Genomic DNA, 14,467 nt, shown 5'->3' on the forward strand with positions numbered 1-14,467 from the left:
TAATGCTTATATTATTTTCTCCCGATCCCGCCGGAAATAATCTTATTTATACAGTGTATTATAACCGGGCGGCAGGCGTTCAAAACTTAAGATGGATTCGCAGGCAGCGTGATTAGTACAACCGCCATCGGAGGAAGCTCCGCCTCAAGTTTTCCGCCCTTTTGAGCAAACCCGGAAAACGGCTTCGGTTTGACGTTTTCCGGACTGCTGAATGTATTGTGGGCATTCATTTTTTCCGCGTGAAGAATCGTTCCCGAAGGCTTCCCTGTCTTTTTCATGCCCCGCAGTTCAATCTTCACATCAGCTTTGTGCAGATGATCGATATTGCAAAGGCTGATATGTATGTCTCCGTTTTGCTGTTTGGACGCTGAAATGCTGACTTGCGGGAGCCGGCCGTCATTCCATTCGTACCCGGCTGCTTTTGTTTCTGTCGCCAAAAGAGAAGCGTCCTGATGCACCTTAAACATATCAAACACATGATACGTCGGCGTCAGCAGCATGTCTTTCCCTTCTGTCAGGATCATTGCCTGAAGCACGTTGACGGTTTGCGCGATATTGGCCATCTGTACGCGGTCTGCGTGCTGATGAAAAATGTGAAAATGCGTGGCTGCGACAAGGGCGTCGCGGATCGTATTCTGCTGATACAGAAAGCCCGGATTCGTGCCTGGCTCAGGATCAAGCCACGTGCCCCATTCATCAATGATCAGCCCGACTCTTTTTTCGGGATCGTACTGATCCATGATGGCGCTGTGCCTTGTGATCAATTCATCCATATGCGCCGCTTTTTTCATCGTGATGAACCATTCATCTTCCGTAAACTCCGTCGCTGATCCTTTCCCCTTCCAGAAGTCGCCCGGTATTGTGTAATAATGCAGGCTCAGCCCGTCCATGAGATCAGCGGCTTTTTTCATTAAAGTTTCAGTCCAGCGGTAATCGTCGACATTCGCGCCGCCGGCAATTTTATAGATTTCATTACCGCTGTAATTGCGGACATAGGTTTGAAAGTTTCTGTAAAGGTCGGCATAATACTCAGGATGCATGTTTCCGCCGCAGCCCCAGTTCTCATTCCCTATTCCGAAATATGTCAGCTTCCACGGTTTTTCCCGCCCGTTTTCTTTTCTCCAGTCGGACATCGGCGTGCCCGCTTCAAACGTCATGTATTCAATCCAATCAGCCATTTCTTTAATCGTTCCGCTGCCGACGTTTCCGGCGATGTACGGTTCGCAGCCGAGCAGTTCACAAAGCATCATAAACTCGTGCGTGCCGAATTCATTGGAATCAATCGTCCCGCCCCAATGGGTATTCAGCATGGTTTTGCGTTTCCCTACGCCGTTTGCCCAATGGTATTCATCTGCAAAACAGCCGCCCGGCCATCTGAGGACGGGAATCTGAAGCTGTTTGAGGGCGGCGGCGACATCCGTCCTGACCCCGCCGGTATTCGGAATATCGGAATCTTTTCCGACCCAGATGCCCTCATATATGCCTCTTCCCAGGTGTTCCGCGAAATGTCCGTATATGTTTTTATTAATGGTTCCCCGTGTGATATCAGTTTGAATGACTGCCGTATTGTGAGACAAACTTGATCATTCCTTTCCCTTAATAAGAATGAAAGCACTACAGCCGATCTATGTATCTGGGATGTATGCTGAATGGATAAGTTTGTAAGCGCTTTACAAAAGCTTATTATATTGGTTCGTACATGTCAATCTCTTATTTTATCAACCTTTAATTTGTACGAACCAATTAACACAAATTAAAACCCTCTGACAAATAAGCCAGAGGGTTTATGATTATGAATGAATATTGGCATTTTTAAATTCCTGCGTCAGAAGCGGAACCACTTCGAACAAATCGCCGACAATTCCGTAGTCCGCTATTTTAAATATTTCCGCTTCCGGGTCTTTGTTAATGGCAACAATGACCTTACTGTTTGACATGCCCGCCAAGTGCTGAATCGCTCCGGAAATGCCGCAGGCGATATACAAATCCGGCGTGACGACTTTTCCCGTCTGGCCGATTTGAAGAGAATAATCGCAATAGTCCGCGTCACACGCGCCGCGTGAAGCGCCCACCGCTGCTCCGAGCACCTCGGCAAGTTCTTTTAACGGTTCAAATCCATCTTTGCTTTTTACACCGCGGCCGCCTGCTACGATAATTTTCGCTTCTGATAAATCCACGCCGTCCGCCGTTTTTTTGACTACTTCTTCAATGACCGTCCGCAAATCTGCCGGAGGCGCCGCAAGCTCTTCGATATCACCCGTCCGGCTCGCGTCTTTTTCTAATGCCTGAATATTATTCGGACGAATCGTCGCCAAAATGAACGGATCAGTTGAAATCACCTGTTCAAAGGCTTTGCCGGAATAGATCGGTCTTGTAAAAACGATGTTGTCTCCGGTAACGCTTACATCCGTGCTGTCTGAAATCAGCCCCGTTTCAAACCGGGCCGCAAGCTTAGGTGACAAATCTTTTCCCATAGAAGTGTGGCCGAAAATGACCGCATCAGGCTTTTCATTTTCGATCAAATCCCCGAGAACCGCGGCATATCCGTCCGCCGTATACTGAGAAAGCCCCGGCGAATCGGCCGTAAATACTTTGTCGGCGCCGTACTGAATGAGTTCTGGTGCTGCATCAGCTGCGCCTTTTCCCATCAGCACGCCGATGACATCTCCTCCGCCGGAAATGGTTTTGCCTGCGGCTATGGCTTCAAAGGTGACGTTCCGTAAGGCGCCGTCACGAATTTCTCCGAGTACGATCACTTTTTTTCCCATTCTGACATCCCCCAGTTTCTTTAATATCGGTTTATACGACTTTGGCTTCTTTTCTCAGCAGTGACACAAGCTCTTTCGCCTGCTCAGCGGCTTCTCCTTCGATCAGTCTGCCCGCTTCTTTTTGCGGCGGCAGAAAACGTTCGATCGTTTTGAGCTTCGGTGCGGCATCATCTTCATCAATGTCGAGATCATCGAGCTCAAGTTCTTCCAGCGGTTTTTTCTTCGCCTTCATAATGCCCGGAAGCGACGGATAGCGCGGCTCGTTTAAGCCTTGCTGTGCCGTGATGACTAAAGGAAGTGAGGTTTTAATGATTTCGGTATCCCCTTCATTGTCTTTCTCTGCCACAGCTTCATCGCCGCTGATTGTCAGTTTTGTGATCGTTGTGACGCAAGGAATGTTCAGCAGTTCGGCAAGCCTTGGAGCCACTTGGCCTGAACCGCCGTCAATCGCGACATTTCCGCCGAGAATCAGATCATATTCCCGGTCCTTGAAATAATGATATAAGATAGTTGAAATGGAGTATTGGTCAGGATCGCTCAGATCATCTTCAATATTGATTAACACCGCCTGGTCACAGCCCATCGCAAGGGCGGTTCTCAGTTCTTTCTCCGCATCTTCTCCGCCGACGGTTACGGCGGTAACGGTTCCGCCGTGCTCTTCCTTCAGCTGAATGGCTTCTTCAATGGCGTATTCATCATACGGATTAATAATAAATTCGGCTCCGTCCTCCTGAATCTTTCCTGCTTCAATGACGATTTTCTCTTCTGTGTCAAACGTCCGTTTCATCAGTACAAATAGATTCATAATCTTATCCCCTTTATCTTCGCCCACCGAATTGAGGCTTTCTTTTTTCGAGAAATGCCTGAATGCCTTCTTTTGCGTCATCTGATGCAAATGCTTCCCCAAAGCGCTTTGCTTCAAGCTTTAAGCCGCCGTCATAAGAATAGATCTTATTTGAATAAAGGAGCTCAAGCAGAGAAGCCATCGACTGCGGGCTTTTTTCCGCAAACTTGCCCGCGAGCGTTTTCGCCTTTTTCAGCAGCTCTTCCTCATGTTCGGCGCCTATCGTGACAAGCCCGAGGCTGAGCGCTTCTTCTCCGGACACAGGTTCTGAAGTGCCGATCATTTCAAGCGCTTTCGCCGTACCGACGTACCGGGGAAGCCGCTGCGTCCCGGCAAAGCCCGGAATAATGCCGAGATTCAGCTCGGGCAGGCCGAGCTTTGCATCCAATGTAGCGATTCTGATATGGCAGGCCATGGCTAGCTCAAGACCGCCTCCGAGCGCAGCGCCGTGAATCGCTGCGATCACGGGCTTCGGAAACCCTTCAATTCTTTCCATCAGCTGCTGGCCTTTATCCGCCATGGCAGAAGATTGCTCAAGATTTTCAAGCGACGTAAATTCCTTTATATCGGCGCCCGCCGAGAAAAATTTCCCCTCACCGCGAATGATGATGCTTCTGACGCTGTCATCTGTTTCACACCGGTCGAACAGACCGGACAACTCGTCTAAAACCGCACCGGACAGCGCGTTGGCCGGCTGATGATTAATGGTGATCACCGCAACAGATTGTTCTACCGCCATCGAAAGGCTGTTCATCCGTCAACCCCCTTTAGTTTTGATGAATTCCTGACACCAACAGCTCCAATACCTTGTCTGACAAATCCGGAAGATCATATTTCTGATCGTTCATCACCCATGTTGTCACTGTTTCATCTATCGTCCCGAATATCATCTGCCGGGCGAGGCGGACGTCGAGATTGTCTTTCCATTCCCCCGACTTGATTCCTTCGGTCAAAATGGTGTCCAGCATGTTTAAATATCCTTTTAAAATATCATTGATTTTCAGGCGCAGCTTGATATTTGACTGTCTGAGCTCAAGCTGGGTCACAATCGCGAGGTGGCGGTCATTGCCGAGCAGTGTGAAATGCTGCTTAATAACGAGGGCGAGTTTTTCTTTTGCCGTCGTTTTTTCTTTCACTTCTTCTTCCATGCGTTCAATGAACTGGCCCATCTTTTCTTTAAAAAGAGAAATGAGTATATCCTCTTTGTTTTTGAAATATAAATAGATGGTGCCGTCCGCAACGCCGGCCTGCTTGGCGATTTTGGACACCTGTGATTGGTGATAGCCGTTTTCCGCTATGACTTCTACTGCTGCATCAATAATCTGCATATACTTTGGCCGTTTTTGGTTCAATGTCATCGTTCCTTCCTTCGATAAATGAATGACTATTCATTCATAACTTCATGATAAAAAGGAATCCGGATTTTGTCAAGTTTTTCTTTTAAGGCACCTTGTTTTCACGGGAAGCATCTTCCTCTTCGACTAAACGCCTTCTTAATATTTTTCCGACGGCCGTTTTCGGAAGCTCTTTTCTGAATTCGTAAAGCTTCGGGACTTTGTACGGCGCAAGCCGCTCTCTTGCAAACGCATCAAGCTCATCGGCATCGGCCTCGGCACCTTTTTTCAAAACGATAAATGCTTTCACCGTTTCCCCTCTGTAGGAATCAGGGACGCCCGCTACGACGATTTCCTGAACGGCTTCATGCTCATAAAGCGCCTCCTCCACCTCCCGGGGGTAAATGTTGTATCCGCCGGCAATGATGATGTCTTTTTTCCTGTCGGCGATGTAGAAAAATCCTTCCTCATCCATATATCCCATATCTCCGGTAAACAGCCAGCCGTCTCTGATGACACGCGCCGTCTCCTCCTGCTTATTCCAGTATCCTTTCATGATCTGAGGGCCTTTTACGATCAGCTCGCCGTGCTCATACGGCCCCGCAAGCCCGCCTTTTTCTTCTGAATAGATTCCGGCATCGGTATTGGGCCAGGGACAGCCGATGCTGCCGGGTTTATTTTTTCCCCAAATGAAGTTTGAATGGGTAACCGGTGATGCTTCGGATAATCCGTAGCCTTCCACAAGCTTTCCTCCGGTCACTTTTTCAAATTTCTGTTTGACCTCAACCGGCAGCGCCGCTGAACCGCTCGGACAGCTTTCAATGGAGGACAAATCATACTTATTCAGCTCCGGGTGATGCAACAGCCCGATGTAAATCGTCGGTGCCCCGGGAAAAACCGTCGGCTTCAGCCTGTCGATTGTTTTCAGAGTATCCAAAGGATTAAATTTAGGAAGAAGGATCATTTCACATCCCTGCATAATGGAAAAATTGAGCACGGCGGTCAATCCGTACACATGAAAAAAAGGCACGATGCCGAGCACCTTTTCGGCTCCCTTTTTCATTTTGTACATCCAGGCGGCGCACATTTCTGTATTAGCCTGAATGTTCCGGTGTGTGAGCATGACGCCTTTCGGATAGCCGGTTGTTCCGCCCGTGTATTGAAGCACGGCGATGTCATGCGCAGGGTCAATATCAAATGGCTCTGCCTCCTCCGCGCTTTCGTTTTTTAAAATATCCGCTAATTTGTGAATTTGTTCGCAGCCGTCATAATCAATATGCACCTGTTGTTTTTGCGTGAGCGTATACAGCATATTTTTCGGAAACGGCAAAAAGTCTTTTATACTTGTTGTAATAATGCGTTCGACGATTGATAACGTTTTCATTTTTATCACCTTCGGAAACAGCATATCAAGGGTGATGATCACGCGCGGCGCACTGTCTTTCAGCTGATACTCAAGCTCGTGTTCCGTGTAGAGAGGATTGGTCTGAACGACAATGCCCCCGGCAAACAATACGCCGTAAAAAGCGATGACCGACTGCGGACAATTGGGCAGCATAATGGCGGCTCTGTCACCTTTTTTCAGGCCTGTTTTGCGTAAAAAAGCGGCTAGCTTTAATGAATCTGTGAGAACGTCTTGAAATGTGAGTTTTTTTCCGAGAAAATAAATGGCGGTATGGTTCGGGAATTGAGCTGCGGAGTTTGTCAGATTGGATGGCAGGGTTTGATCGGTAAATTCAAGCTCATGCGGAATCTCTTCGGGATATTGAGAAAGCCATGGCTTTTCAGACTGCATAATACCTCTCCCTTCTGTTTTCCTATACGCTATTATTATAGCAGAAGGGTGATTGGAATGGGAAAGCGTTTCATGTGAAATTTCGAGTTTCAGGAGGTGTTGAGCTTGCTGGAAACGCTGCATTTTGAAGAAGGAGTTCCTATCCTGCGCCAGCTGCCGAAGCCGTTTACGTCGGCCGCCTTTTTGCTCCATCCCTTTGTCCGGATGCCTGATGGGTGGGAAGAGCAAAAGCGCAAACGGCCTTATGAACATATGTATCCGAGTGATGAGGAGATCATCGCGATGGGCAGACCCGTTTCCTGGAAATCCGTCATGACCGTTTGCGGATTGCGCTCTGAAAAAGAGACAGCGCTTGCGCTTATGAGCGCTGTCATGGCACTTCGGGATGAATATGCACATCCTGAATCCGCCGAGCTGTTAAATCGGCTTCATCATCCCGATCTGTACTTGCCGAGCGATGATGTCACTTCGCCATTTTTGATACCGGGACTTTTGGATGTGTTCCGTTCAAAAGGCATAAAGCGCTGCACTTATTATGAGCCGGTCGAAGAGAAAGGCATATTTTCACTCAATCAAACGGCGGCTTCGGATGTATGCGGACTGCTGCGGGCTGACATGATCATTGCCGACGAAAAACGGCGCGCCGCTTTTATGAGCATATATGATTCTTTTACGACACTCTTTCTCATGGAAGATCAAGACATGCCGTCTGTCATCCGCGCCATGAGTTGGGAAGCCGTCATTTGCTCTGATACGGCCTGCATAAACTGGTATTCTCAATAAAAAAGGCCGCCGATTTTAGTTCGGCAGCCTTTTTTCAGTATTAAGATGTCATGACCAGATAAATAAGTCCGATGAACAGAAAAATTCCCGCTGCCGACAGCAGCACTTTCGCAAGCTTCTCCATTTTTCCCCGTCCCCTTAAATCCCGGCGGCCACCACGAATGACAGGCCGACTGAGATGACAAATGAAATAAAGCCGACAGCTCTGTTATCTTTTTCAATTTCTTTATCAATTTTAAACCGGGGCGTCAGAAATTCAAAGATAAAATAGCTGATTAAAAGCATAATAAATCCGTATACGCCCCAGCCGATCATTTGCAAAAGCGAATTATGCTGGGCGATGCTGTGCTGAAAGACATTTGCGATACCGAGAATTTTCCCTCCGGTCGCCATTGCCACCGCAAGATTGCCTTTTTGGATTTCCACCCAGTTTTTATAGGATGTCACCAATTCAAACACGGTCAGAAAAATGACGAGACACAAGACCGCTACACTGTAATAAGCCGCGATTTCAACAAGCTCATTTTCCCAAAAAGCATTCATGACGTTTACTCCCTTTTTATTTTAGTTCGACAATCGTTACGCCTGATCCTCCTTCTCCCGCTTCCCCGAACCGCGAGCTTTTCACGCTGCGGTGGTTTTTCAGAAGATCCTGCACCCCTTTTCGGAGGGCGCCCGTGCCTTTTCCGTGAATGATGGACACTCTCGGATGGCCGGCAAGCACCGCGTCATCTAAATATTTTTCGACGCGGCTGAGGGCGTTTTCGTAACGCTCTCCCCTGAGGTCAAGTTCAAGGGATACGTGATAATCCTTCCCTTTTACGGCGGTGATTGCTTTTTCTTTTTTCGGTTCAGGAGCCGATTTGAGAAACTCAAGATCTTTTTCCTTCACCTTCATTTTGAGGATGCCGATTTGGACGTTCCATTCTTTCTCGCCGGTTTTCTCAAGCAGCGCCCCTTTTTGTCCGAATGTGAGCACCTTTACTTCGTCGCCCGGCTTCAGCTCGCGTTTTTTCTCTGTCTTTCTTTCCGGCTGCTTTGATTTTTCAAAAGCCGGCATCGCGTCTCCGAGACGTTTTTTGGCGTCAATCAGCTCGTGTTCCTTAAAGGATCTGTGTTCTTGCTTGATAGACCTGAGCTCGCGGATGATCTGTTCGGCTTCATTTGCGGCGGCTTCCAGTTTTTCCGCAGCTTTCTGCTCGGCTTCTTCCATCATTTTATCTTTTTGGGCGTTTAGCTCAATGATTTGCTGCTGAAGTTCTTTGTGCAGTTTTTCTGCTTCTTTTCTGATTGATTCGGTTTCAGAAAGCTCTTCATCCGCTCTTTTTTTGCTTTTTTCAAGCGATGCGATCATCAGATCGACTTCGTTATGTTCGGCGGTCATTTCTGACTTCGCCTGGCCGATGATATGCTCCGGAAGCCCAAGGCGTCTTGAGATTTCAAATGCGTTGCTTCGGCCCGGCACTCCGATCAGAAGCTTATAGGTAGGCGAAAGCGTTTCAATGTCAAATTCAACGCTGGCATTCATGACGCCTTGTCTGTTATATCCGTATGCTTTCAGTTCCGGATAATGGGTTGTCGCAAGCACTCTGGCGTTTGTCCGGTGAACTTCGTCAAGGATGCTCATGGCAAGCGCCGCTCCTTCCTGCGGATCTGTTCCGGCACCGAGTTCATCAAACAGCACAAGACTGTTTTCAGACACGTCTTTTAAAATATTGACGATATTGACCATGTGGGATGAGAACGTACTCAGACTTTGTTCGATCGACTGTTCATCGCCGATATCGGCAAACACATTGTCAAATACTGCTGCTTCCGATCCCTCATCAGCCGGTATGTGCAATCCTGCCTGCGCCATTATCGTCAGCAGCCCGAGTGTTTTTAACGTAACGGTTTTACCGCCCGTATTCGGTCCCGTGATGACGATCGTTGAATAATCTCCGCCCAGTTCAATATCGTTGGCCACGACTTGATCTTGGGGCAGCAGCGGATGGCGTGCTTTTTTAAGACGGATAAAACCGTCTCCGTTCATGAGTGGTTTTGTCGCCTTCATCGCTTTTGCGTATCTCGCTTTAGCGAAAATGAAATCCAGTGTCTGCAGCACTTCCACATTTTGAGCGATTTCTTGTGTGTGTTCAGCCGTATGCTCCGTCAGCATCCGGAGAATCCGTTCGATTTCCTGTTTTTCTTTTACTTTCGCCTGCTGAAGCGAGTTGTTCATATCTACGATCGCCTGCGGTTCAATAAACAGTGTCGCACCGGATGAAGATGTATCGTGGACAATTCCGCCGTAGCTTGATCTGTATTCCTGTTTGACCGGGATGACAAAGCGGTCATTCCGAATCGTAACGATGGTGTCAGACAGCATTTTAGAAGCGGAAGATGAACGCAGCATCGATTCAAGCCGGTCTCTGACTCTTGATTCAAGCGTCCTGAGCTGCGTGCGGATTCCCCTTAAAGCGGGGGATGCATGATCAAGCACTTCGCCGTGATCATCAATGCAGGAGTTAATCTCCCTTTCCAAATCACCCAATGTAATCAGTTCTTCTGCATGGGCCTGTATCAGCGGAATGCTGACGCCGTCTTCTGTCATTTGGCTGATAAAGTGCTTCATTTGTTTAACGGCATACAGCAGCCCGGACAATTCGGTAAATTCCGCCGGCGTCAGCACACTGCCGATTTCCGCCCGCCGTAAAGCGGATCTTATGTCGGTCAGGCCGCCGAACGGAGCATGGCCTCTCAAGCGCATGACCGCGGATGCTTCTTCGACTTCATCCAGCTGTTTTTGGATGTCTGAGAGATCCGTCAAAGGTTTCAGCTGCAGAAGCTTCTCCCGGCCGAGCGATGAGGCGGCATGTGCGGTAATCTGTTCTTTTACTTTATGAAATTCAAGTGATGATAACACTTTTTGCTGCACGGTTTTGTGATCCTCCTTACTTAATCATTGCGCGTCAGAAATGCTTTGACCTCGTGTAGCGGCCGGGCGTTTAACACATGTTTTGTCTCCGTCCACCCTTTGCGCGCAGCGGTCACGCCCGTTTTCATATCATCGAGCATCTCGATATTATGGGCATCGGTATTAATGACCAAAGTCACGCCTTTTTCATTTGCTTTGATCAGATGCTCAGTCCGTAAATCAAGGCGCGCGGGGTTTGCATTCAGTTCAAGCGCTGTATTTGTTTTGGCGGCGAGTTCAATCAGCATGTCGATGTCGACTTCATAGCCGGCCCGTCTGCCGATCAGGCGTCCCGTCGGGTGGGCGATAATGTCCACGTGCTTATTCGTCAGCGCCTGTTCAAGCCGTTTCATAATGACATGCTCCGGCTGGCTGAAGCTTGAATGAATAGATGCGATGACAAGATCCATTTCAGACAGAACACTGTCATCATAATCAAGCGAACCGTCGGGGAGAATGTCCATTTCTACGCCTTTAAAAATATGAAAATTTTCAAATTCAGCATTTAACGCGTCAATTTCTTCCGCCTGTTTTTTGAGCCGTTCGGCCGTTAACCCGTTGGCTACCTTTAAATATTGGGAATGGTCGGTGATCGCCATGTACTGATAGCCTTTTGCCATACACGCTTCTGCCATTTCTCTGATGGAAAAAGCGCCGTCACTCCAGGCTGAGTGCATGTGGAGATCGCCTTTTATCGCTTTATGCTCCACAAGATCCGTTTCTTCCCGGTACGTGTCGACCTCCTGACCGCTTTCTCTGAGCTCAGGAGGAATAAACGGCAGACCGAAGTGGGCGTAAAACGCTTCTTCGCTCGGGAATGTTTTGACGTCTCCCGTTTCTATGGTTTCTACTCCGTATTCACTGATCCGTTCACCGCGCTCTTTCGCAAGCTGGCGCATTTTAATGTTGTGATCTTTAGAACCGGTAAAATGATGCAGTGTGGTGGCAAACTGTTCCTCTGTCACAAGCCGGAAATCCACACTCGTCTCATATTCAAAGGTCAGGATGACTGATACTTTTGTATCCCCGCTCGCTATCACGTCTTTTACGTTCGGGAGGGAAAGAAGCTGTTCTCTGACAGCCTCCGGATGATCTGTAGCGATAATGTAATCGAGATCTTTTACGGTTTCCCGCGCTCTTCTGAGACTGCCGGCCCGGGAATATTTCTGAATATCCGTTAGCCGGGCCAAATGTTCTTCAATTACTGAAGCAATGCTGAGCGCATAGCCGATCGGAAACCGTTCCGGCTGTTTTCCGGCTTCTCCGAGAGCCTGGAGGATTTTCTCCTCCGTTTTTTTGCCGAAACCGGCGAGCCCCTGTACTTTTTGCTGCTCGCATGCTTCTTTCAGCGATTCCGCGTCATGAACGCCCAGTTCCTGATACAGCTTGGCGATTTTTTTGCCGCCGAGGCCCGGAAGCTTCAAAAGAGGAACCAAGCCTTCCGGAACTTCTTTCTGCAATTGGAGAAGCGTGCCGGACACACCTTCCTGCATATATTCACGAATGACGCCGTAGGTGCCTTTTCCGATTCCGGATAAAGACATCATGTCGTCGATTTCCGACAGGCTGCGGTCATCCTGCTCAAGCGCCGCTGCCGCTTTTCGGAAGGCTGATATTTTAAACGGGTTGTCCCCTTTCAGTTCCATATAGACCGCAATCGTTTCAAGCAGCCTGATGATATCTTTTTTATGCATACTGTTAACCCCCAGTCGTTTCCTGCTTTTCATCATACAAATTTTTCTCCTCCGGCACAACTGACGCAGAGCTTGAAAAAAACTTCTCCGGTCAAGAGAAGTTTTTTATGCCCCGTACTGGGCCCACAGTTCTTGCAGGAGCCCTGACAGATACGGCGTATGATGTGTGATGATATTTGCAAGCGTCGATTGTGCGAGCATATCCTGAAGCGCGCTTACCGGCAGTACGGATGCGACGTATAACAGGATAAACGCAAATAAATAGACTTCCAGAAATCCGAGCACCCCGCCCAGCAGTTTGTTGATCTGTTTAATGACCGGAATGCTGGCGATGATATTAAGCGCCGCTCCGATAATCCGGAGCAGAATCTTTGCGATGATAAACAAAATGACAAACGCGATCGCGTTGTAATAAGCCGTCTCTACGTTTCCTTTAATAAAAGACAGAGCCGCCTGCCCGCCGGAAAAATCAGGCGCGGGTATAAAGCTCAGATGCGGGGCCAGATTTTTGTAAAAAAGCGCCGCAAACGCAATCGAGAGGATGAAACTCGTTAAATATATAAATTGGAGGATAAATCCTCTTTTTAATCCAAGCAATGTGCCCATTAAGAGCAAAACTAAGATGATGATATCTATCATATGGTGTTCATTCCTTTTCTTTAAGCTGCCGCTCCAGTATTTCATATTTTTCTTGCAGTTTCATATAATCATGCACGACATTGACCGCAGTCAATACAGCGAGCTTATTTATATCAAGATATGGATTTTTCTCGTTGATTTCTCTCATTTTATCATCAACCACTCCGGCCACATGGCGCATATGCGCTTTGCTTTCTTCCCCGATAATGGTGAAGTGCTGGCCGTAAATGTTTACTGTCGTTTTGGTTTTTTTGCCGTCAGACAACGTTTCTCCTCCATTCCGCGAGAATCCTAGTTCCTATCATACCACGATTATCGTTTGAATGGAAAGACGAGCCTCGGGCTGTTATGATACACTGGTATATACAGTGAAAAGTGCCAAAAAAGGAGATTATATCGTGTCCCATTCTGTTATAAAAGTATCCGCTTCCGCTATGGAACAAATGAAACAATCCTATGCCGGCTCCCTTACTCCCGCCGTTCCGCAGGGCGCCGTCTTCCAGGCCAAGCCTCCGGGCTGTACCATTACAGCCTACCGCTCGGGCAAGGTTCTCTTTCAAGGAAAAAACGCCGGCACAGAAGCGGCCCGCTGGGGAACGGCTGAGGCGCCGAAAGCAAAGAAAACCGTCAAAAAAGCGGCCGACCCGCTTTACGCTCCCCCGGCGGGCATTGCCTCCATGTCAGTGATCGGCTCTGATGAAGTCGGAACAGGCGATTACTTCGGGCCGATAACGGTTGCCTGCGCCTACGCCGACAAATCAAAGCTTTCTTTAATGAAAGAACTCGGTGTGAAGGATTCGAAGGATTTAAAAGATCCGCAGATTATTGAAATCGCCAAACTGTTAATTAAAACCATTCCTTACAGCCTGCTTGTGTTAAAAAACGAAAAATACAATCAGATGCAGGAAAAAGGCATGAGCCAAGGAAAAATGAAGGCGCTCCTTCATAATCAGGCGATTTCCAATCTGCTGAGAAAAATGAACGGCGTTAAACCGGAAGCGATTCTGATTGACCAATTCGCAGAGCCCGGCATTTATTTTAAGCATCTTTCCGGACGGGATATCGTAAAAGAAAAAACGTTTTTCAGCACGAAAGCGGAAAGCATACATCTTTCCGTCGCCGCAGCCTCTATCATTGCGCGATATTCTTTCTTAATTGAAATGGATAAGCTTTCCCGTGAGGCTGGGATGACGATTCCGAAAGGCGCGGGGCCGCATGTCGATGAAGCTGCCGCCAAGCTGATCATCAATAAGGGAGAAGGTGCGCTCAGAACGTTCACCAAACTTCATTTTGCCAATACGCAAAAAGCGAAACGCCTTGTTGAACGGAAGCGGTCATAATAAAAAAGCTTGCAGAGTGGGGACTGACCCCATAAGATGAGACAAATAAAAACACCTTCAAGTTTGAATACGGATGATTGTTATCCGAAATTAGACTTGGAGGTGTTTTTTCTATGGGGACAAGAGTGAGTTATCCGGTTGAAGTGAAACAGAAGGCTGTAGAAATGAGATTGGCAGGCGTACCTATGAAAGAGATCCTGCAGGAGTTGAATATTAAGAATAAGACACAGGTTCAGACATGGGTTAGATGGTATAAGGCTGGTGATACACATCGATTCGAACAGCCTGTTGGAAAGCAATACACTTACGGAAAA

14 protein-coding genes are annotated in these 14,467 nt (G+C 47.9%); 3 read left to right on the top strand and 11 right to left on the bottom strand.

Annotated elements, in window-relative coordinates:
* Positions 1-86: 86 nt before the first annotated feature.
* The 6 genes from BR62_RS0110500 to BR62_RS0110525 all read right to left on the bottom strand — a co-directional run bounded on the left by BR62_RS0110500 (position 87) and on the right by BR62_RS0110525 (position 6,741).
* The gene (locus tag BR62_RS0110500; protein WP_032870771.1) at positions 87-1,577 is read right to left on the bottom strand and encodes an alpha-N-arabinofuranosidase; all 1,491 of its coding nucleotides are present in this window, start codon (positions 1,575-1,577) and stop codon (positions 87-89) included.
* Between the two features lie 213 nt (positions 1,578-1,790).
* The gene (locus BR62_RS0110505; protein ID WP_020954260.1) at positions 1,791-2,768 is read right to left on the bottom strand and encodes an electron transfer flavoprotein subunit alpha/FixB family protein; all 978 of its coding nucleotides are present in this window, start codon (positions 2,766-2,768) and stop codon (positions 1,791-1,793) included.
* 31 nt (positions 2,769-2,799) lie between these two features.
* The gene (locus BR62_RS0110510; RefSeq protein ID WP_007408121.1) at positions 2,800-3,573 is read right to left on the bottom strand and encodes an electron transfer flavoprotein subunit beta/FixA family protein; all 774 of its coding nucleotides are present in this window, start codon (positions 3,571-3,573) and stop codon (positions 2,800-2,802) included.
* A 13-nt stretch (positions 3,574-3,586) separates the two neighbouring features.
* Positions 3,587-4,366 (bottom strand): enoyl-CoA hydratase, encoded by a 780-nt coding sequence (locus BR62_RS0110515; protein ID WP_015240332.1) that lies wholly within the window; start codon positions 4,364-4,366, stop codon positions 3,587-3,589.
* Positions 4,367-4,379: 13 nt separating this feature from the next.
* Positions 4,380-4,964, bottom strand: a complete 585-nt coding sequence (locus tag BR62_RS0110520; protein ID WP_007408119.1) for a TetR/AcrR family transcriptional regulator — start codon at positions 4,962-4,964, stop codon at positions 4,380-4,382.
* Positions 4,965-5,052: 88 nt separating this feature from the next.
* Positions 5,053-6,741: an AMP-binding protein gene (locus BR62_RS0110525; protein WP_007408118.1), complete on the bottom strand. Its 1,689-nt coding sequence runs from the start codon at positions 6,739-6,741 to the stop codon at positions 5,053-5,055.
* A gap of 105 nt (positions 6,742-6,846) precedes the next feature.
* On the opposite strand from BR62_RS0110525, the gene BR62_RS0110530 reads away from it, so the two are divergent.
* Positions 6,847-7,524 carry a DUF2711 family protein gene (locus tag BR62_RS0110530; protein ID WP_032870774.1) on the top strand — a complete coding sequence of 226 codons (678 nt, stop codon included), beginning with the start codon at positions 6,847-6,849 and terminating at the stop codon, positions 7,522-7,524.
* A gap of 138 nt (positions 7,525-7,662) precedes the next feature.
* Here the strand turns inward: BR62_RS0110530 and BR62_RS0110535 are convergent, their stop codons facing one another.
* The 5 genes from BR62_RS0110535 to zapA all read right to left on the bottom strand — a co-directional run bounded on the left by BR62_RS0110535 (position 7,663) and on the right by zapA (position 13,078).
* A complete protein-coding gene (locus BR62_RS0110535; protein ID WP_003152541.1) occupies positions 7,663-8,067 on the bottom strand; it encodes a DUF350 domain-containing protein in 405 nt (134 codons plus the stop codon).
* Between the two features lie 16 nt (positions 8,068-8,083).
* Positions 8,084-10,441: an endonuclease MutS2 gene (locus tag BR62_RS0110540; protein ID WP_032870776.1), complete on the bottom strand. Its 2,358-nt coding sequence runs from the start codon at positions 10,439-10,441 to the stop codon at positions 8,084-8,086.
* A 20-nt stretch (positions 10,442-10,461) separates the two neighbouring features.
* Positions 10,462-12,174: a DNA polymerase/3'-5' exonuclease PolX gene (gene polX, locus BR62_RS0110545; protein WP_007408115.1), complete on the bottom strand. Its 1,713-nt coding sequence runs from the start codon at positions 12,172-12,174 to the stop codon at positions 10,462-10,464.
* Between the two features lie 105 nt (positions 12,175-12,279).
* Positions 12,280-12,813 (bottom strand): CvpA family protein, encoded by a 534-nt coding sequence (locus tag BR62_RS0110550; protein ID WP_007612958.1) that lies wholly within the window; start codon positions 12,811-12,813, stop codon positions 12,280-12,282.
* Positions 12,814-12,820: 7 nt separating this feature from the next.
* On the bottom strand, positions 12,821-13,078 hold the full coding sequence (gene zapA / locus BR62_RS0110555; protein ID WP_007408114.1) for a cell division protein ZapA: 258 nt from the start codon (positions 13,076-13,078) through the stop codon (positions 12,821-12,823).
* 133 nt (positions 13,079-13,211) lie between these two features.
* On the opposite strand from zapA, the gene rnhC reads away from it, so the two are divergent.
* The gene (gene rnhC / locus BR62_RS0110560) at positions 13,212-14,153 is read left to right on the top strand and encodes a ribonuclease HIII (protein ID WP_007408113.1); all 942 of its coding nucleotides are present in this window, start codon (positions 13,212-13,214) and stop codon (positions 14,151-14,153) included.
* 113 nt (positions 14,154-14,266) lie between these two features.
* Positions 14,267-14,467, top strand: a 201-nt coding sequence (locus tag BR62_RS0110565; RefSeq protein ID WP_032870778.1) for an IS3 family transposase, incomplete at its 3' end; no start/stop codon positions are given.

Origin of the sequence: Bacillus sp. UNC69MF, assembly GCF_000746035.1 — a bacterium.
Classification (GTDB): Bacteria; Bacillota; Bacilli; order Bacillales; family Bacillaceae; genus Bacillus; species Bacillus velezensis.